This is a genomic window from Flavobacterium sp. GNP002 (assembly GCF_054343795.1).
Genome location: NZ_JBTGUW010000001.1, coordinates 863,145 through 880,982, shown reverse-complemented (window position 1 = coordinate 880,982; position 17,838 = coordinate 863,145). Strand labels below are relative to the sequence as shown.

Below are 17,838 nucleotides of genomic sequence, written 5' to 3'. Positions count from 1 at the left end.
GATCTTTAGACTGTCTGACAACCTAAAAGTCTAACAATCTAATTTGTCTATTTATATATTTACTACGGTTCCTATATTTTCGCCTTCGCAGATTTTCAATAAGTTTCCTACTTTATTCATGTCGAAAACAACGATTGGTAATTTATTTTCCTGACTTAATGTAAATGCAGTCGTATCCATTACATTTAATCCTTTTTTAAGGACATCTTCAAAGGAAATAAAATCGAATTTCACAGCCGATGCATTTTTTTCTGGATCACAATCATAAACACCATCCACGCGAGTTCCTTTTAAAATCACATTGGCATTTATCTCAATACCGCGCAAAACAGCAGCTGTATCCGTTGTGAAATATGGATTTCCAGTTCCGGCTCCAAAAATTACAATTCTTCCTTTTTCAAGGTGACGATCTGCTCTCCTTTTGATATAAGGTTCTGCTATGGATTCCATTTTTAATGCCGTTTGAAGGCGTGTTTTCATTCCTTTTTCTTCTAGTGCGCCTTGCAAAGCCATTCCGTTAATTACAGTGGCTAACATTCCCATGTAATCTCCTTGAACTCTGTCCATTCCTGCGCTTGCGCCAGCAACTCCTCTAAAAATATTCCCACCACCTATTACAATGGCTATTTCTACTCCTTTTTCATGAATTTGCTTGATTTCGTCAGCATATTCAGCTAATCTTTTTGGATCAATTCCGTATTGCAGGTCGCCCATTAAAGCTTCGCCACTTAGTTTTAGAAGAATTCTTTTGTATTTCATGTGTGTGTTGAGTTGATTGGTGCAAATATAGAATATTCTTTTTTTTTAAAATAATGTTGCTGAAATTTTATAAATTAAGTTTTTCGTACGCTTTTTTTGCGGCTTCATAGCCAATGTTGAAAACGGCATCCATCTTCACTTTATTGGTTTCAAAGGTGCTGTAAAGACACAAATCCTTTGGTTCAATAACCCAATCGCAAATATTAAATTTATGCAGGTTTGAATTTGCCGAAAGAATATCAAAGGCTCGTGTGGTTACTGCTTTGATAGAATTGAGATCTTTAGCTTCAATTTTTTGAATCGGACTCACATAAACACCTATTAATGTATCGCATTGCCCTTGTAAAATATCAGTGGGAAAATGATTTAATATCCCGCCGTCACTATATATTTTTCCTTTAATTTCATACGGAGATAAAATTCCGGGAAATGCAGACGAAGCTAAAATGGCATCGATTATTTTTGTTTCCTGTCCAAATATTTTTAATTTTCCTCGAACCATATCAGTTGCCGTAATTTGAATCGGTATTTTTAAATCGCCTAATGTGGCATCCTTAAAAATACTATGAAAATAAGTTTTGAACGATTCAGAATCAATTAATCCTGCTTTTTTAAATGTTAAATGCTTCCAGTGAAAAAGGTATATTGATTTGAAAAATTCCAGAATTTCTTCCGGAGTTTTCCCCCAAGCATACATGGTACCAACAATTGAACCTGCGCTTGTTCCTGCCATTTGAGATGGTCGAATGTTTTGTTCTTCTAAAAATTTAATCGCACCAGCATGGGCTATCCCTTTAGAACCACCGCCGGAAAGTACTAATCCTATCGATTTTGTTTTTAAATCCATCTTTTTTATTTGTGATAAAATTACTCTTTTTGCGGAATTGAAAGTGACATATGTCATATTTATGCTCCAATTTTGTGGTAACTTTGTGAAAATAAATAATTCATTATGAAAATTCCAGTAGCTAAAGCATTGTTTAATAGTCATTCCTATTCTGAGTATAGAAAACTAATTTCAGATTTATTGCTCGAAGGAAAGTCAACCGGTAACGAACAATCTGATGATTTAAAACATTACAGTGAGTTAAATGAAACCCGAATGAATCGTTTGGATAAAACGATGAAAATTACCGATGAAAATATTCTGAAATTAAAGAATTTAAAAAGCGAATACATTTGGTTAGTAATTTCAGAAGGTTGGTGCGGTGATGCAGCCCAACTGTTACCAATTATTAATAAAATGGCAATTGATACCGGTAAAATAGAATTGAGAATTGTTCTGCGTGATGAAAATGACGAATTGATGAGTTTGTTTTTAACCAATAAAAACAAATCAATTCCAGTGGTGATTGTTGTAGATAAAGAAACAGGAAGTGTTCTTGGAAAATGGGGTCCTAGACCCAAAGGAGCAACAGATTTAATTACGGATTATAAAAAGGAATTTGGAGTTATAGATGAAACTGCAAAAACCAACTTACAATTATGGTATTTGCATGATAAAGGAATTAGTACCCAAAATGAGTTGGTTAACATGATGCTTGATTTGGAACGATAGAATTTAAAAATTGGCAACTTTCATAACTTTAAGCGTCTTTTAATTGCCAAAAAAACTTCAGGATAGAGCAAGATATCATTGTTTTGGTGTGAAATTTTTAATGTAAAAGAGACCTGAAGTTCTATGTTTGTTGAGGTCAAATAATTAAATTTATTTTTTTGTTTATTTTTTTTGCGTATCGAAAAAAAAATCGTAACTTGGTGACTGCCAACCAGGTCTATTGTTAATTTACTTTTTTTATTGGTGTTTAAATTTTGTTTCACAACTTAAAAAACATCATCATGAAAAATCGATTTGAAAAGTTTTATGATTATTTGTCACATTTACTATTTGGAGGTAAAAAAGCAACTAATTATTAAACAATCGGCGCAAGCCTAGTAGACAAATAGAGTATGGATTAAAACTACTTTAACTTTAGAAAAAACACATCGCAAATTCAATTTAATATTGGATTTGTCATGTGTTTTTGCTTTTGATTACAATCCTTCAGTAAGACTTTGTTCGAATAAAGTAACATCCATTGCATCAGCTACGTTATAATCTCCAATTTTTGTTCGGCGCAAAGCCGTTAAATGCGAACCTGAATTCATAGCTTTTCCAAAATCAAAAGCCAAGGAACGAATGTAAGTTCCTTTACTGCAAACCACTCTGAAATCTATTTCCGGAAGTGCGATTCGAGTAATTTCAAATTCTTGAATCGTTGTTTTTCTAGTCGCAATTTCTATGGTTTCTCCGGCGCGTGCATGTTCGTATAATCGAACACCGTCTTTTTTTATGGCCGAGAAAATGGGTGGTTTTTGGTCTATTTCCCCTAAAAACTGCTTTATGGTTTCGTGAATTAAAGCTGTGTCAATATGTTCCGTTGGGAAAGTCTGATCGATTTCGGTTTCTAAATCATACGAAGGCGTTGTGGCTCCAATATAAAACGTTCCGGTATATTCTTTAGCTTGACCTTGAAGTTCCGTAATTCTTTTGGTGAATTTTCCGGTACAAACTAACAGTAATCCGGTTGCCAAGGGATCTAAAGTTCCGGCGTGACCAATCTTGAATTTTTTTGGAAGATTAGCTTTACTGATTAAAGCCCATTTCATTTTATTTACCGCCTGAAAAGAAGTCCAATTCAAAGGTTTGTCAATGAGTAAAATTTGTCCGTTTTGGAAATCTTCGGCTGTTTTCAATGGAAATTATTTTAAGTATGAAAAGTAGATCAATAAAAAAACGCCTACTATTATTCGGTACCATCCCCAAGGTTTGAAACCATATTTTTTGATAATTTCAATGAAGAATTTAATGGCTATAATGGCAACAATAAAAGCAACAACATTTCCTATTAAGAACAATTGTATGTTTTCGTTTGATTTTAAGATCAATTCGTAGCCTTTCATTTGAGATGTTTCGTAGGTTTTCAAGAATACAGAATAGCACGTTACTGCCATCATGGTTGGGACTGCTAAAAAGAAAGAGAATTCCGCAGCCGCGTGACGCGTTAGTCCTTGTTGCATACCGCCAATTATGGAAGCGGCAGAACGACTTGTTCCGGGCATCATTGCTAAACATTGCCAAAAACCGATGGTTACTGCTTTTTTAATGGTGATGTCTTCTTCTTTAAGAACCGTTGGACTTTGAAAACGACTGTCAATAAATAATAAAACGATTCCACCTAAAATTAATACAATCGCAATTGGAATTGGATCTCCAAGAACGGCTTCAATCTTATCATCGAATAATTTTCCTAAAACCAATGCAGGAATTACGGCATAAATTAGTTTTATGTAAAAGTTGATGGCAACACTTTTTGAAGAGAAATCGAAAAATTTCTTCCAATACAAAGCAACAACGGCCAAAATGGCTCCAAATTGAATAGAAACCTGAAATAGTTTCACAAAATCATCATCTTGAATTCCAAAATAAGAACTTAGAAAAACCATGTGGGCTGTTGAAGAAACAGGAAGATATTCTGTTAATCCTTCGATAACAGCAATTAAAAATGCTTGTAATGTATTCATTATATAGTGATCGGTGTTCAGTTTTTAGTGTTCAGTTGATAGAGTTTGCTTAATACTGCAATTTATTACTCGTCACTGTTTACTATTTTTTTGGATTCTTAAGAATGGCATAAACGGTAATTCCAAAACCTATTAAAACGGTAGTTGGCGCCAATCGAATTCTTCTGAAATTGAAGATATCTTCATTGAAAACATTTGGGTCATCACTTCCTCCGCCAGCCATTAGAATAAATCCTAAGGCAATTACTCCAATCCCAATTAATAGGATTTTATAATTTATTTTGTCAAAAAGAAATTCGGATTGCTGTTCGTTATTTTTCATTTTATGGTGTTAATTTAAAAGGTGAATGGTGAGAATTCGAATAAACAAATAACCAAATCAACGAATAAATATTAGTATAAATCGTCTGTTCTTAAATTCAAGAAACGTTGTGTTGCAAAATATGTGCTTAACCAAGTGATCAATATTCCAACTCCTAAAACAGCTAATAATACCAATCCAATTAAAGCTTTATCGTCAAGTATACCAAGATTTGGAAAATTAGTTTGAACGTAAATTAAAAGACCAATTAATGCAATGATGGCAAGTCCTGCGCCAATCATTCCCAGTTTTATGCTTCGCATCACAAATGGTTTTCTGATAAAGGCTTTGGTTGCGCCTACCATTTGCATGGTTTTAATGATAAATCGGTTGGAGTGTATGGATAAACGCAACGAACTATTAATCAGTAATACGGCAATCACGGCCAAGAATCCGCTGATAACCAAAATCCACATACTTACTTTTTTGATGTTATCATTCACTAAATTCACTAATTGCTTGTCATACACAATATCCGAAACCATAGCGTTTTTACGCAAGCGGGTTTCAATTTTTGCTATACTGTCCTTGATTACATAATCAGCTTTCAAGTGAATGTCGTAAGAGTTTTGCAATGGGTTTTCACCAAGAAATTCCATAAAATCTTCTCCAATAATATCTGTATGTTGTTTTGCAGCAGCTTCTTTAGTTACATAATCGTATGATTTTGTAAAACGGCTCGATTTTAATTCAGTTCCAAAAGCCTTCAAAATACTGTCATTCGCTTCGTTCTTGAAAAAAACGGTCATGGCAATATTTTCTTTGAAATCGTCCGCAAGTTTTTTAGAATTTATAATAAAAAGACCCAATACGCCCAGTAGAAATAAAACTAAGAATACACTTAGCACTACTGAAAAATAAGAGGAAATTAATCTGCGTTTTTGAAATTTATCAAAGGAAGAACTCATAGTTTATTGAAATTATTGGGTAAAAATAATAAAGAATTTCTTTATTTAAAGTTAATAACGCTCAAAGTTTTAACTTTCGTACAATAAACGTAAATTTGGCACCTTGAAATAATGATTTCTCCAATTATAATACAGCAACTTAGTAACAGAGTTACTTTGAATCCTATAATATGACTTGAGTGTGCGACAGCATGACTCCATTAAAAAAATAATTAAGAAAGTAGAATGAAGTACAATCCGAACGAAATAGAGGCCAAATGGCAGAAATATTGGTTAGAAAACGCAACGTTTAAAGCCGAAAACAACTCAACAAAACCTAAATATTACGTACTTGATATGTTTCCTTATCCATCTGGAGCGGGATTACACGTGGGACATCCACTGGGATATATTGCCTCTGATGTGTATTCAAGATACAAAAGGCATCAAGGTTTTAACGTTTTGCACCCCATGGGCTACGACAGTTTTGGATTGCCTGCGGAACAATATGCCATTCAAACGGGTCAGCGTCCGGAAGATACGACTTCGGTAAATATTGACGGTGGAACGGATAAAGAAGGGAATAAAATTGCGGGATATAGAAAGCAATTGGATAAAATTGGTTTCTCTTTCGATTGGAGCAGAGAGGTGCGTACTTCAAATCCGGATTATTACAAACATACACAATGGATTTTCATCCAATTATTCAATTCTTGGTACAATAAAAACAGCGATAAAGCCGAAGATATTTCGACTTTGGTTTCAATTTTTTCAACAGAAGGAAATGCGAATGTCAACGCCGTTTGTGATGAAAATATCGAATGTTTTTCAGCAAATGAATGGAACGCTTTCGCAAAAGAACAGCAGGAGAAAATTTTGCTGCAATACAGATTGACGTATTTAGCCGAGACTGAGGTGAACTGGTGTCCGGGATTAGGAACCGTTTTAGCGAATGACGAAATCGTAAATGGTGTTTCGGAGCGTGGTGGTTTTACGGTGGTGCGTAAGAAAATGACGCAATGGAGCATGCGAATTTCGGCTTATGCAGAACGTTTGTTACAAGGATTAAATCATATTGACTGGAGCGAAAGCATCAAAGAAAGTCAAAGAAACTGGATTGGAAAATCCGTTGGAGCGACTGTTTCTTTTAAAGTCGAAAGCCAAAAGTCAAAAGTCGAAAGTGAGCAACAACATATAGATGTTTTTACTACAAGACCTGATACTATTTTTGGAGTTACGTTCATGACATTGGCTCCGGAACACGAATTGGTTTCACAAATCACAACTGCGGAGCAAAAAGCAGAAGTGGATGCCTATATTGAAAAAACATCAAAACGTTCCGAAAGAGAACGTATGGCCGATGTCAAAACAATTTCTGGAGTTTTCACAGGTGCGTATGCAGAACATCCGTTTACTAAAGAACCAATTCCGGTTTGGATTGGTGATTATGTTTTGGCGGGTTACGGAACAGGCGCAGTTATGGCGGTTCCTTGTGGCGACGAAAGAGATTATGCTTTTGCGAATTTCTTCAAAGGTCAAAACGGAATGCAGGAAATCAAAAACATTTTTGATAAAGATATATCCGAAGCTGCTTTTGGAGCCAAAGAGGGTTTTCAATTAGTTGATTCTGATTTTCTAAATGGATTAGATTACAAAAAAGGAACCCAAAAAGTAATTGAAGAATTAGAAAAATTAAACCAAGGAAAAGGAAAAACAAATTACCGTTTGCGTGATGCAGTTTTCTCTCGCCAGCGTTATTGGGGAGAGCCGTTTCCTGTATATTATGTGAATGGCTTGCCGCAAATGATTGATGCGCAACATTTGCCAATCATCTTGCCGGAAGTAGAAAAATATTTACCAACTGAAGAAGGTTTGCCACCTTTAGGAAACGCTTTGGTTTGGGCTTGGAATACGGAAACGAATGAAGTAGTTAATACGGATTTGGTTGACAATAAAACAATATTTCCATTAGAATTGAACACGATGCCAGGTTGGGCGGGAAGTTCTTGGTATTGGATGCGCTATATGGATGCGCATAACGAAAACGAATTTGCCAGCAAAGATGCTTTGGCATATTGGGAAAGTGTGGATTTATACATTGGCGGAAGCGAACACGCAACCGGACATTTATTATATTCCCGTTTTTGGAACAAATTCTTAAAAGACAAAGGTTTTGCACCTACTGAAGAACCATTCAAAAAACTGATTAATCAGGGTATGATTTTGGGAATGAGTGCGTTTGTTTATAGATTAGACGGAACAAATACATATGTTTCTAAAAATAAAATTGACGGACAAAAAGTACAGCCTATTCATGTTGATGTATCAATGGTTAATTCTTCAGATGAATTAGATATTGAAAGATTCAAAAGTTGGAGAGAGGATTATGCTGATGCAGAATTCATCACCGAAGAAAACGGAAAATACATTGTTGGTCGCGAAATCGAAAAAATGTCGAAATCAAAATACAATGTGGTAACGCCGGATGATATTTGTAATGAATACGGTGCTGATACGTTGCGTTTGTATGAAATGTTCTTAGGACCATTGGAACAAGCAAAACCTTGGAACACGGCTGGAATTTCGGGAGTTTTTGGTTTCTTGAAAAAACTGTGTCGTTTGTATTTTGATGACAACGGTTTGATTGTTACCAATGACGCACCAACCAAAGACAACTTAAAATCAGTACACAAAACGATTAAAAAAGTAGCGGAAGATATTGAAGGTTTCTCTTTTAATACATCAGTTTCTCAGTTTATGATTTGTGTGAATGAATTGTCCACTCAAAACTGTCATTCTCGTGCAATCTTGGAGCCTTTAGCTATTGTAATTTCTCCTTACGCGCCACACATTGCCGAGGAATTATGGTCGTTATTAGGAAATACAGGTTCGATTGCGACAGTTGATTTTCCTGTTTTTGAAGCTAAATATTTAGTAGAGAGCGAAAAGGAATATCCCGTTTCTTTCAACGGAAAAATGCGTTTCACGATGGTTTTACCTTTGGATTTAACCAAGGAACAAATCGAGGAAATTGTTATGAAAGACGAAAGAACCATCAAACAATTAGAAGGAAGAACGCCTAATAAGGTGATAATTGTTCCGGGGAAAATCATCAATTTGGTGGGATAAATATCCAATATTGCAATAATCATATTAATCCAAATTCTATTTTTAGAATTTGGATTTTTTTATTTTAATAAATGAAAATCAGCGTAAATCCGTTTCATCTGCGTTATCCGTGTTCCATTTCACCAATGCCAAATTGACAAAATAAAAAATTGGTTCAGATTTTGATAAATCTTTTATAACTTTAATAATACAATTAAAAAACAAAAATATGGGAATGGGTTATTTGATTCTTGCCGGAGCAATTATGCTTTTCAGCTGGTTAGTTAGTTCAAGACTAAAAAGTAAATTTGAACATTATTCTAAATTACAATTACAAAACGGAATGTCAGGCGCTGAAATAGCCGAAAAAATGCTTGCCGATAACGGAATTCGCGATGTAAGAGTGATCTCTACGCCGGGACGTTTGACGGATCATTACAATCCAGCAGATAAAACAGTGAATCTAAGTGAGGCGGTTTACAACCAACGCAATGCGGCTGCAGCTGCTGTTGCGGCACACGAATGTGGTCACGCCGTTCAACACGCTGTGGGGTATCAATGGCTGACGATGCGTTCTAAATTAGTTCCTGTGGTGAATGTGGCATCAACGTATATGCAATGGATTTTGCTTGCCGGAATCTTGATGATGAAAACTTTTCCACAATTGCTATTGGTAGGAATTATCATTTTTGCAGCAACCACTTTATTTTCGATTGTTACTTTACCAGTAGAATATGATGCGAGTAATCGTGCATTGGCTTGGTTAGAAAACAAAAGAATGCTGACGCAACAAGAACAAGAGGGAGCGAAGGATTCCTTGAAATGGGCTGCCAGAACGTATGTCGTGGCTGCTTTGGGATCAATTGCTACGCTGTTGTATTATGTTTCCATTTATATGGGCGGAAGTAGGAGAGATTAACACTTTTTTGAAGGAAATATAAAATCCGTCTTGCGAAAACAAGGCGGATTTTTTTTATCAAATAACCAAATCAACGATTAACCAAAAGACTATAACTGAATCTGTCTGTCGATTTGCTGGTCTAGGGAAATGAAGGTTTCTGTTCTGGAAACGCCTTCTATCGCTTGAATTTTGGTATTTAGTAAATGCATTAAATGTTCGTTATCACGACAGATAATCTTTATCAGAATCGACCAGTTTCCAGTAGTGTAATGGCATTCCAAAACTTCGGGAATTTTCTTTAAATCACGAACTGCTTCTGGATTTCGGGCTGCTTTGTCCAGATAAATCCCAACAAAAGCCATCGTATTGTTGCCTAATATTTTATTGTTTACGGTGAATTTGGATCCCGAAATAACGCCGGATTGTTCCAGTTTTCGCAAGCGTTGATGAATTGCCGCTCCTGAAATCCCTATTTTATTGGCGATTTGAAGAATTGGTTTTCGGGCATCTTCCATCAGGTCGCGTAAAATTTCTTTATCGATACCGTCAATTTCTACTATTAGGGAATTGATTTTCATGAGTTATTATTTTAAACTAAAATATAGAATTCAGTTTGAATTGAAAACCAAATTTAAGTAAAAAACGATTAGTGTAAAGAATAACCCGCCTTTTTTATAATTTACGCCATAAAAAAAACCATTCGGATTACGAATGGCTTTAATTGTATCTAAAAAGTATTTTCTTTATTTTCCTTTATTGGCTTCAATAATGTATTTTTCCAAAGCCATTGTCATTGAAGGTGTTGCCGGTGTTGGTGCAAGAATATCCACTCTCAAACCGTGATCCAATGCTTCTTTTTGAGTAGTACTTCCAAAAACGGCAATTCGAGTATTGTTTTGCTCGAAGTCTGGGAAGTTTTTAAACAATGATTTTATTCCGGTTGGGCTAAAGAAAGCCAAAACATCATAATATACATCGGCTAAATCAGATAAATCACTCATTACGGTTCTGTAAAAAACAGCTGGAGTCCAGTCTACTTTTAACGCGTTTAGCGTTATCGGCGCATCGGCATTCAATTGGTCTGAAGCAGGTAGTAAGAATTTTTCGTCTTTGTATTTTTTTATCAGCGGAGATAAATCAGCAAAATCCTTTGGTCCCACGTAGATTTTACGTTTTCTATACACAACGTATTTTTGCAGGTAAAAAGCAATAGCTTCTGATTGGCAGAAATATTTTAATCCTTCTGGAACTTTATAACGCATTTCATCAGCCACTCTAAAAAAATGATCTACGGCATTTTTACTCGTTAAAATAATTGCGGTGTAATGATTAAGATCGATTTTTTGAAGTCTAATCTCTTTTGCATTAACTCCTTCTACATGAATAAAAGGTCTGAAATCAATTTTTACTTTATGCTTTTGTTGAAGTTCAAAGTAAGGGGAATTCTCCACTTTAGGCTCAGGCTGTGACACCAAAATTGTTTTCACTTTCATATTTAACGGTTTCTAAGCACTCCCTTTTGTAAACCAATAATACATAAAATAATAGGGTGCTATTTCAAGAGCGCAAAGATATAAAATAAAATAAAACAACTTACCGAATATTATATTTTGATAGTTTTTTATTGAAATCAAATAAGTTAATATATTTATTATCAATATTGTAGAGATAATTAGCAGTGGAATATTTCTTGAAAATGAGTCGTAATAAAACAAAATAATATTCAATGGCAGTATGATTAGTCCAATATAGGTTCTGTAAGTCACCTTTTGGAGGTTAAAATGCTCCATAAATTCTTCAATATTGAATGATGTGGCTATTATTTTCTCAATCAAATATTTAGATAAAATAAAGAAAGTTAGGAAAGTAAAAATTTGAATGTAAAGTATCCAATCTGTCTTCAAGCCATAGCCAAAATAACTTAACGAAATTTGGATGAAGAAAGCTATTGAAATCACTTGGACAAAAAACAAGGAGATGGTGAAACCGCTTTTTAAGTGGCTGCTGTCTCTGTAAACTTTGTTGTATTTATTGGAAAAAATTAAATTGGCGAAATCACCAAATCTATTTTCGAAAACAGATTTTGTAACAGCAATAATAGCAAATGACAGAACAAAAAGCACGGTTGCCCAGTCTTTGCTGTCAGTTATTCTTGGATGAAGTATATTTTCGATCATAACGTTGCAAAATTACTAATTTTTATATCATTCTTTTTATTATAATTTTATTAAGGATGAAATGGCATAAAAAGTTTACTTTTGCGGTGAAATTAGTTAAAAATATGAATGATTGTATTGTTATAATTCCTACCTATAACGAAATTGAAAATATAGAAAGCATTATTCGATCGGTGTTTTCGCAACATAAATCTTTTCATGTTCTTATTATTGATGATAATTCGCCAGATCATACTGCTGATAAGGTCGTTTTACTTCAATCTGAATTTGGAGGGAGATTATTTTTGGAAAAAAGAGAGAAAAAATCGGGTCTGGGAACGGCTTATGTTCATGGTTTTAGATGGGCATTAGCACATAAATATGATTTCGTTTTTGAAATGGATGCTGATTTTTCCCACAATCCAAATGATTTAGAGAAATTATACAATGCGTGTCATTTTGGCGATGCTGATTTAGCGATTGGGTCCCGTTATGTAACTGGTGTAAATGTGGTAAACTGGCCGTTGAGCCGCGTTTTGATGTCGTATTTTGCGTCGGTTTATGTACGAATGATTACCGGGATGAAAATTCATGATGCCACAGCAGGTTTTGTTTGTTACAAAAGACAAGTGCTCGAAGAGATCAATTTAGATAAAATAAAATTTGTTGGATATGCTTTTCAAATTGAAATGAAATACAGAACGTATTGCAAGAAATTTCAAATTGCTGAGGTTCCCATCATTTTTACCGATAGAACAAAAGGGCAATCCAAAATGAGTAATTCAATAATTGTTGAAGCCGTTTTTGGAGTTATTGCACTTAGAATAAAAAGATTAGTCAACACATTATAAGAAAAAGACAGGATGAACAGGGTTTTAATTAAGAATGCCAAAATAGTAAATGAAGGGGTAATTTTTGAGGGCGATGTGTTAATTGAAAATGACTTAATTGTTGAAATTGCAGAAAGCATTAGTGCGAAATCCTCTCAATGTAAAATCATTGATGCCGAAGGGAATTATTTAATTCCGGGTGCAATTGATGATCAAGTGCATTTTAGAGAGCCCGGACTTACGCATAAAGGAGACATAGAATCAGAATCTAAAGCGGCCGTTGCAGGAGGAATTACTTCTTACATTGAACAGCCTAACACGGTTCCAAATGCGGCTACCCAAGAAATATTAGAACAAAAATACGAGTTGGCTGCCCAAAAATCGTATGCGAATTATTCTTTTATGATGGGTGCAACTAATGATAATTTGGAAGAAGTTTTAAAAACAAATCCAAAGAATGTTGCCGGGATAAAAATATTTTTAGGTTCCTCAACAGGGAATATGTTGGTGGATAATGAAGCAACTTTAGAGAAAATATTTTCAAGTACACCCATGCTTATTGCGGTGCATTGTGAAGATGAAGCGACTATCAAAAACAATTTAGAGAAATACAAAGCAGAGTTTGGAGAGGATGTTCCAGTTACGGTTCATCACCTTATCCGAAGCGAGGAAGCGTGTTATATTTCGTCTTCCAAAGCGGTTGCGTTGGCTAAGAAAACAGGTGCTCGCTTGCATATTTTTCATCTTTCCACTGCCAAAGAAATGGATTTGTTTACGAACAAAATTCCTTTGGAAGACAAGAAAATCACTGCCGAAGTTTGTGTACATCATTTATGGTTTACCAATGATGATTATGCTACTAAAGGTAATCTGATAAAATGGAATCCAGCTGTAAAAACGGCTAATGACAGAAAAGTGCTTTGGGAAGCCTTACTGGATGACAGAATTGATGTGGTTGCAACGGATCACGCGCCACACACATTAGAAGAAAAAAAACAATCGTATTTGAATGCACCTTCCGGCGGACCATTAGTGCAACATGCTGTAGTGGCTATGTTTGAAGCGCATCATCAAGGAAAAATAAGCATTGAAAAAATTGTGGAGAAAATGTGCCATAATCCGGCTAAAATCTTCAAAATAGAAAAACGTGGTTTTATCAAAGAAGGCTATTATGCGGATTTGGTTATCGTTAATTCAGGCTTGCCTTGGAGCGTAAAAAAAGAAAATATTTTGGCTAAATGTGGTTGGTCTCCATTTGAAGGTTTTACTTTTAAATCTAGGATTACCCATACTTTTGTCAACGGACAATTAGTTTATACTGCTTTTAAAGTAAAAGATATTCGTGCAGGAAAACGTTTATTATTCGAAAGATAAAAATTTCATCAATGAGAAAAATCATAGTACTTTTAACAATCATAACACTATTTGTAAGCTGTAAAGAAGAAGTGGTGAGTAAGCCGGAACGACTTATAGAGAAAGACGTTATGGTAAGTATTATGTATGATTTATCTATTTTGGAAGCCATAAGAAATCAAAATCCGGCTTCCTTGGATACTTTTAAAATAAATTCCAGAGATTATATTTTTAAAAAATATAAAATTGACAGTGTTCAATTTGCTAAAAGCAATGTCTATTATGCATCTGATTATAATGAATACAAAAGCATGTTTGAGCAAATCAACAAGCGATTACTAGCTAAAACAAAGAGTGTAGATTCTTTGATCAAATTGAAAAAAAAGAAGAAGAGTCCTGTTGTTGACAAAAAACAAAAAGAAGCTGCAATCAGTAGAGATACTAAAAAATTAGACTAAGAAAAGAGCTTAAAGATTAGAGATTTCTTTAATGTATTGGTGAATATTTATAAAATCAGTTTTCAAAGTGTCTTTAATCTTTTGGTTGGAAAATATAGTTGTTGCATATGAAGCTTTTGCAGTTGTTTGAGTTAATCTTCTCTTCTGTTGAAAAACATTCGAAACAAACCAATCCAATCTCCAGAGCATCTCCATCAAAAAAGGTTTTGCATGAATTTCAGGTGGTTTTACACCCAATGAATCGGCCATAGAATTCAGAATGTCACGAAAAACACTATTTTCTGCAATCAAGGTAAAGCGTTCATTCTTAATTTCGCTTTGCATTAATTGGTGAGCGATTCGAACAACATCACTAACAGCAACAAATCCGGTTGAGCCCAACGTATAAAATTTCAATCCATTTCTTACTTTCGTAAAAAGTTGTCCACTTCCTTGCTCTCTAAAACCTGGTCCAAGAATTACACCCGGATTTACAATTATCACATCTAAACCTTCTTGCTGTCCGCGCCAGATTTCCATTTCGGCACCATATTTAGAAATGGCATAATCATTATGGTACTTTTCCGGATTCCATTCGGTTTCTTCGGTGATGAATTTTTCATGAGGCAGTAAGTCGCCTAAAGTGGCAATAGAACTTACAAAACACAGTTTTTTTATTTGATAAGCGATACTGAAATTTACAATATTCGCGGTACCTTCAATATTTGTTTTTCGCAATATATCTTCATCTTTTGGGTCAAAAGAAATCAAAGCGGCGCAATGATAAACCGTATCAATATTTTGAAAGGCGATTTCTAACGAAGGAACTTCAGTAATGTCTGCTTGAATCCATTCTATTTGCTCGAACAACGATTCTTTTTTATAAGTAGCGAAGAGCGATTTAGTTTTCTCTATAGAAGCGACACTTCGATAAATAGCACGCACTTTTTCTGTCCCGATACTTCGGGATTCAATTAAATGAAGCAATAGATGTGCGCCTACTAAACCCGTTCCTCCTGTGACTAAAATCATGGTACGAAAATACGAATAATTTTTTTCGAATAACCTATTAAACAAATAACCTAATCCGCAATAAATTTTATCTTTGTGCACACGAAGCCTTAAAGGCTGAATTGACGAAAGTAAATTGATTAAAAAGATGAAGAATTTTATTGAAGAAGTAACTTGGAGAGGAATGCTCCACGATGTTATGCCCGGCACAGAAGAACATTTGATGGAACAAATGCGTGTGGCGTATGTGGGAATTGACCCAACTGCCGATTCATTGCATATAGGACATTTAGTAGGTGTGATGTTGTTGAAACATTTTCAACTATCGGGACACAAGCCATTAGCGTTAGTAGGTGGTGCAACAGGAATGATTGGTGATCCATCCGGAAAATCGAATGAAAGAAATTTATTGGACGAACCAACATTGCGTCACAATCAAGAAGCGATAAAAGGACAATTGGCTCGTTTCTTAGATTTTACTTCTAATTCGGATAATGCAGCAGAATTAGTGAATAATTATGACTGGATGAAGAACTTTTCTTTTCTGGATTTTATTCGTGATGTAGGAAAACATATTACCGTAAATTATATGATGGCGAAAGATTCTGTGAAGAAACGTTTGTCTTCAGAAGCTGCCGAAGGAATGTCATTTACAGAGTTTACGTACCAATTGGTTCAAGGATATGACTTTTTGCATTTGTACAGAGAAAAAAACTGTACGTTGCAAATGGGAGGAAGCGACCAATGGGGGAATATCACCACAGGAACCGAATTAGTTCGTAGAATTGCCAGTGGTAAAGCGTATGCATTAACTTGTCCATTGATTACAAAAGCGGACGGAACCAAGTTTGGAAAATCTGAAGGTGGAAATATTTGGTTGGATTCAGCTAGAACATCTCCTTATAAATTTTACCAATATTGGTTGAACACTTCGGATGTTGATGCAGAAAAATACATTAAGATTTTTACTTTTTTATCAAAAGAAGAAATCGAAGTTTTAACTGAAAAACATAAAGAAGCGCCACATTTACGTTTGTTGCAAAAACGTTTGGCCGAAGAAACTACCGTAATGGTACATTCAGCGGAAGATTTAGAAAATGCGATAAAAGCATCGAATATATTGTTCGGGAATTCTACTTCAGATGATTTGAAACAATTGGATGAAGCGACTTTCTTAGATGTTTTTGATGGCGTTCCTCAAGCGGAAATCAGCAGAACCGAAATCGAAGCGGGAATCAATATTGTTGACGTTCTAAACGAAAAAACAGGGTTCTTAAAATCAAATGGAGAAGCAAGACGCGCTTTGACAGCTAATTCTATTTCAGTAAATAGAGAAAAAGTTGCTGAAGATTTTGAGTTTTCGACGAAAGATTTAATCAACAATCAATTTATATTGTTGCAAAGTGGAAAGAAAAACTATTTTGTGGTGAGAGTGGTTTAAAGAACCATCAAATTACAACCTCGAATATCAGAATTATCAAAACGTCCCAATACCTCGAAAGAGTTGTTGGGATTTTTTTTACCCAAATCCTGCGTAGCAATAAACGAGCAGGAATTGATGTTAGCCAAATCAATCACGTTGATTCCGCCCGTTTTTCCGTCTTGTATATAGGTCAAGGCATCTTCGGTGTCACGAACGAGGACTTGTATCCACGAAGGGCATTCAAATACGCCGTTTCCTAAAGAATACGCTTGCGAAAGTAATTCGGTCATTCCGTATTCAGAATGTATGGCCGAAACTCCAAAACCTTTACACAATTGTTCGTGCAATTCTTCCCGAATCATTTCTTTGCGCTTGCCTTTCATGCCGCCCGTTTCCATGATAATGGTATGTTGCAATTGAAACTGGTGTTTTTCAATTAAATCCAATAAAGCAAAAGTAACACCAATCAAAATGACATTTTGACCGGCTTCATCTAAAGCGATAAGCTTGGCAATCAATTCGTCGTGATTGTGGAGGTAAAAACCACTTTCAGGATGATTGGAAAGTTCAATTAAATCCTTGACCATGTAAATTAAGGAAGACCCTTCCCTTTCTAGATAGGATGGAAGCAAGGCTAAAACAACATAATCTTCAATATTGCCATAAAATTCTGAAAATCCTTTGCGGTAACTTTCTTCATATAAAGTAACATCAGTAACTAAATGTTTGCTGGTAATCATTCCGGTTGTTCCACTGCTGGTAAAGGTTTCCTGAATAGGATTGGTGTTCGAAACCACTTCGTGACTTTTAAAAAACTGAATGGGTAAAAAGGGAATCTGCTGTAAAGACTTTACTTTGCGAGGATCTATTTTCAAAAAATCACAAAATTCTTGATAGACCAAGTTGTTTTCATATTGGAAACGAAACACTTTCAAGGCGATTTTCTCAAACTGTTTTTGACTGGAAATAGCAAATATATCGGAGGATGTAATCAAGAATTTTTTTTACAAAAGTAATCAAATTTTTTAAGGGAAACCCATTAGCAAAA

Annotated in this window: 18 protein-coding genes; 7 read left to right on the top strand and 11 right to left on the bottom strand. The window is 35.0% G+C overall.

From position 1 onward, the window contains the following. Positions 1 to 51: 51 nt before the first annotated feature. A complete protein-coding gene (gene pyrH, locus ACXX80_RS03965; protein WP_315209481.1) occupies positions 52 to 759 on the bottom strand; it encodes a UMP kinase in 708 nt (235 codons plus the stop codon). Between the two features lie 67 nt (positions 760 to 826). Then, complete coding sequence (locus ACXX80_RS03960) at positions 827 to 1,606, bottom strand: patatin-like phospholipase family protein (protein WP_315209479.1); 780 nt, start codon at positions 1,604 to 1,606, stop codon at positions 827 to 829. Between the two features lie 105 nt (positions 1,607 to 1,711). Here ACXX80_RS03960 and ACXX80_RS03955 point away from each other — a divergent pair, with 105 nt between their 5' ends. Then, positions 1,712 to 2,317 (top strand): thioredoxin family protein, encoded by a 606-nt coding sequence (locus tag ACXX80_RS03955; RefSeq protein WP_458552114.1) that lies wholly within the window; start codon positions 1,712 to 1,714, stop codon positions 2,315 to 2,317. A 476-nt stretch (positions 2,318 to 2,793) separates the two neighbouring features. On the opposite strand, the gene truB is transcribed toward ACXX80_RS03955, so the two are convergent. The 4 genes from truB to ACXX80_RS03935 form a co-directional block, all read right to left on the bottom strand. Continuing rightward, entirely contained in the window at positions 2,794 to 3,495 is a 702-nt protein-coding gene (gene truB, locus ACXX80_RS03950; RefSeq protein WP_458552113.1) for a tRNA pseudouridine(55) synthase TruB, read from the bottom strand. Positions 3,496 to 3,501: 6 nt separating this feature from the next. Beyond that, positions 3,502 to 4,323 (bottom strand): undecaprenyl-diphosphate phosphatase, encoded by an 822-nt coding sequence (locus tag ACXX80_RS03945; RefSeq protein WP_458552112.1) that lies wholly within the window; start codon positions 4,321 to 4,323, stop codon positions 3,502 to 3,504. Between the two features lie 82 nt (positions 4,324 to 4,405). Then, complete coding sequence (locus ACXX80_RS03940; RefSeq protein ID WP_315209469.1) at positions 4,406 to 4,645, bottom strand: DUF3098 domain-containing protein; 240 nt, start codon at positions 4,643 to 4,645, stop codon at positions 4,406 to 4,408. A 71-nt stretch (positions 4,646 to 4,716) separates the two neighbouring features. Continuing rightward, complete coding sequence (locus tag ACXX80_RS03935; protein ID WP_458552111.1) at positions 4,717 to 5,592, bottom strand: cell division protein FtsX; 876 nt, start codon at positions 5,590 to 5,592, stop codon at positions 4,717 to 4,719. 225 nt (positions 5,593 to 5,817) lie between these two features. On the opposite strand from ACXX80_RS03935, the gene leuS reads away from it, so the two are divergent. Together leuS and ACXX80_RS03925 are read left to right on the top strand one after the other, a co-directional pair. Continuing rightward, on the top strand, positions 5,818 to 8,700 hold the full coding sequence (gene leuS / locus ACXX80_RS03930) for a leucine--tRNA ligase (RefSeq protein WP_458552110.1): 2,883 nt from the start codon (positions 5,818 to 5,820) through the stop codon (positions 8,698 to 8,700). A 208-nt stretch (positions 8,701 to 8,908) separates the two neighbouring features. Further along, the gene (locus ACXX80_RS03925; protein ID WP_458552109.1) at positions 8,909 to 9,598 is read left to right on the top strand and encodes a zinc metallopeptidase; all 690 of its coding nucleotides are present in this window, start codon (positions 8,909 to 8,911) and stop codon (positions 9,596 to 9,598) included. An 89-nt stretch (positions 9,599 to 9,687) separates the two neighbouring features. Here the strand turns inward: ACXX80_RS03925 and ACXX80_RS03920 are convergent, their stop codons facing one another. From ACXX80_RS03920 to ACXX80_RS03910, 3 genes are all read right to left on the bottom strand, one after another. Next, entirely contained in the window at positions 9,688 to 10,158 is a 471-nt protein-coding gene (locus ACXX80_RS03920; protein WP_458552108.1) for an Lrp/AsnC ligand binding domain-containing protein, read from the bottom strand. 165 nt (positions 10,159 to 10,323) lie between these two features. Beyond that, entirely contained in the window at positions 10,324 to 11,073 is a 750-nt protein-coding gene (locus tag ACXX80_RS03915; RefSeq protein WP_113634110.1) for a uroporphyrinogen-III synthase, read from the bottom strand. A 12-nt stretch (positions 11,074 to 11,085) separates the two neighbouring features. Then, entirely contained in the window at positions 11,086 to 11,757 is a 672-nt protein-coding gene (locus ACXX80_RS03910) for a DUF4271 domain-containing protein (protein WP_458552107.1), read from the bottom strand. 104 nt (positions 11,758 to 11,861) lie between these two features. Here ACXX80_RS03910 and ACXX80_RS03905 point away from each other — a divergent pair, with 104 nt between their 5' ends. Genes ACXX80_RS03905 through ACXX80_RS03895 form a run of 3 tightly spaced genes read left to right on the top strand, consistent with a single transcriptional unit; the run spans position 11,862 to position 14,377 of the window. After that, a complete protein-coding gene (locus ACXX80_RS03905) occupies positions 11,862 to 12,587 on the top strand; it encodes a polyprenol monophosphomannose synthase (RefSeq protein WP_458552106.1) in 726 nt (241 codons plus the stop codon). A 12-nt stretch (positions 12,588 to 12,599) separates the two neighbouring features. Further along, positions 12,600 to 13,940, top strand: a complete 1,341-nt coding sequence (locus ACXX80_RS03900) for a dihydroorotase (protein ID WP_458552105.1) — start codon at positions 12,600 to 12,602, stop codon at positions 13,938 to 13,940. A gap of 11 nt (positions 13,941 to 13,951) precedes the next feature. Beyond that, positions 13,952 to 14,377: a DUF4296 domain-containing protein gene (locus ACXX80_RS03895; RefSeq protein ID WP_458552104.1), complete on the top strand. Its 426-nt coding sequence runs from the start codon at positions 13,952 to 13,954 to the stop codon at positions 14,375 to 14,377. Between the two features lie 9 nt (positions 14,378 to 14,386). On the opposite strand, the gene ACXX80_RS03890 is transcribed toward ACXX80_RS03895, so the two are convergent. Continuing rightward, positions 14,387 to 15,388, bottom strand: coding sequence for an NAD-dependent epimerase/dehydratase family protein (locus ACXX80_RS03890; RefSeq protein WP_458552103.1), 1,002 nt, complete (start codon positions 15,386 to 15,388; stop codon positions 14,387 to 14,389). Positions 15,389 to 15,515: 127 nt separating this feature from the next. On the opposite strand from ACXX80_RS03890, the gene tyrS reads away from it, so the two are divergent. Then, on the top strand, positions 15,516 to 16,808 hold the full coding sequence (gene tyrS, locus ACXX80_RS03885) for a tyrosine--tRNA ligase (protein ID WP_458552102.1): 1,293 nt from the start codon (positions 15,516 to 15,518) through the stop codon (positions 16,806 to 16,808). On the opposite strand, the gene ACXX80_RS03880 is transcribed toward tyrS, so the two are convergent. Beyond that, positions 16,805 to 17,785 (bottom strand): LuxE/PaaK family acyltransferase, encoded by a 981-nt coding sequence (locus ACXX80_RS03880; protein WP_458552101.1) that lies wholly within the window; start codon positions 17,783 to 17,785, stop codon positions 16,805 to 16,807. The two genes, tyrS and ACXX80_RS03880, sit on opposite strands and share 4 nt — an antisense overlap. Positions 17,786 to 17,838 lie beyond the last annotated feature (53 nt).

Coding starts and splice junctions, on each gene's coding strand:
- pyrH (WP_315209481.1), bottom strand. CDS start 759: ATGAAATACAAAAGAATTCTTCTAAAACTAAGTGGCGAAGCTTTAATG.
- ACXX80_RS03960 (WP_315209479.1), bottom strand. CDS start 1,606: ATGGATTTAAAAACAAAATCGATAGGATTAGTACTTTCCGGCGGTGGT.
- ACXX80_RS03955 (WP_458552114.1), top strand. CDS start 1,712: ATGAAAATTCCAGTAGCTAAAGCATTGTTTAATAGTCATTCCTATTCT.
- ACXX80_RS03945 (WP_458552112.1), bottom strand. CDS start 4,323: ATGAATACATTACAAGCATTTTTAATTGCTGTTATCGAAGGATTAACA.
- ACXX80_RS03940 (WP_315209469.1), bottom strand. CDS start 4,645: ATGAAAAATAACGAACAGCAATCCGAATTTCTTTTTGACAAAATAAAT.
- ACXX80_RS03935 (WP_458552111.1), bottom strand. CDS start 5,592: ATGAGTTCTTCCTTTGATAAATTTCAAAAACGCAGATTAATTTCCTCT.
- leuS (WP_458552110.1), top strand. CDS start 5,818: ATGAAGTACAATCCGAACGAAATAGAGGCCAAATGGCAGAAATATTGG.
- ACXX80_RS03925 (WP_458552109.1), top strand. CDS start 8,909: ATGGGAATGGGTTATTTGATTCTTGCCGGAGCAATTATGCTTTTCAGC.
- ACXX80_RS03920 (WP_458552108.1), bottom strand. CDS start 10,158: ATGAAAATCAATTCCCTAATAGTAGAAATTGACGGTATCGATAAAGAA.
- ACXX80_RS03915 (WP_113634110.1), bottom strand. CDS start 11,073: ATGAAAGTGAAAACAATTTTGGTGTCACAGCCTGAGCCTAAAGTGGAG.
- ACXX80_RS03910 (WP_458552107.1), bottom strand. CDS start 11,757: ATGATCGAAAATATACTTCATCCAAGAATAACTGACAGCAAAGACTGG.
- ACXX80_RS03905 (WP_458552106.1), top strand. CDS start 11,862: ATGAATGATTGTATTGTTATAATTCCTACCTATAACGAAATTGAAAAT.
- ACXX80_RS03900 (WP_458552105.1), top strand. CDS start 12,600: ATGAACAGGGTTTTAATTAAGAATGCCAAAATAGTAAATGAAGGGGTA.
- ACXX80_RS03895 (WP_458552104.1), top strand. CDS start 13,952: ATGAGAAAAATCATAGTACTTTTAACAATCATAACACTATTTGTAAGC.
- ACXX80_RS03890 (WP_458552103.1), bottom strand. CDS start 15,388: ATGATTTTAGTCACAGGAGGAACGGGTTTAGTAGGCGCACATCTATTG.
- tyrS (WP_458552102.1), top strand. CDS start 15,516: ATGAAGAATTTTATTGAAGAAGTAACTTGGAGAGGAATGCTCCACGAT.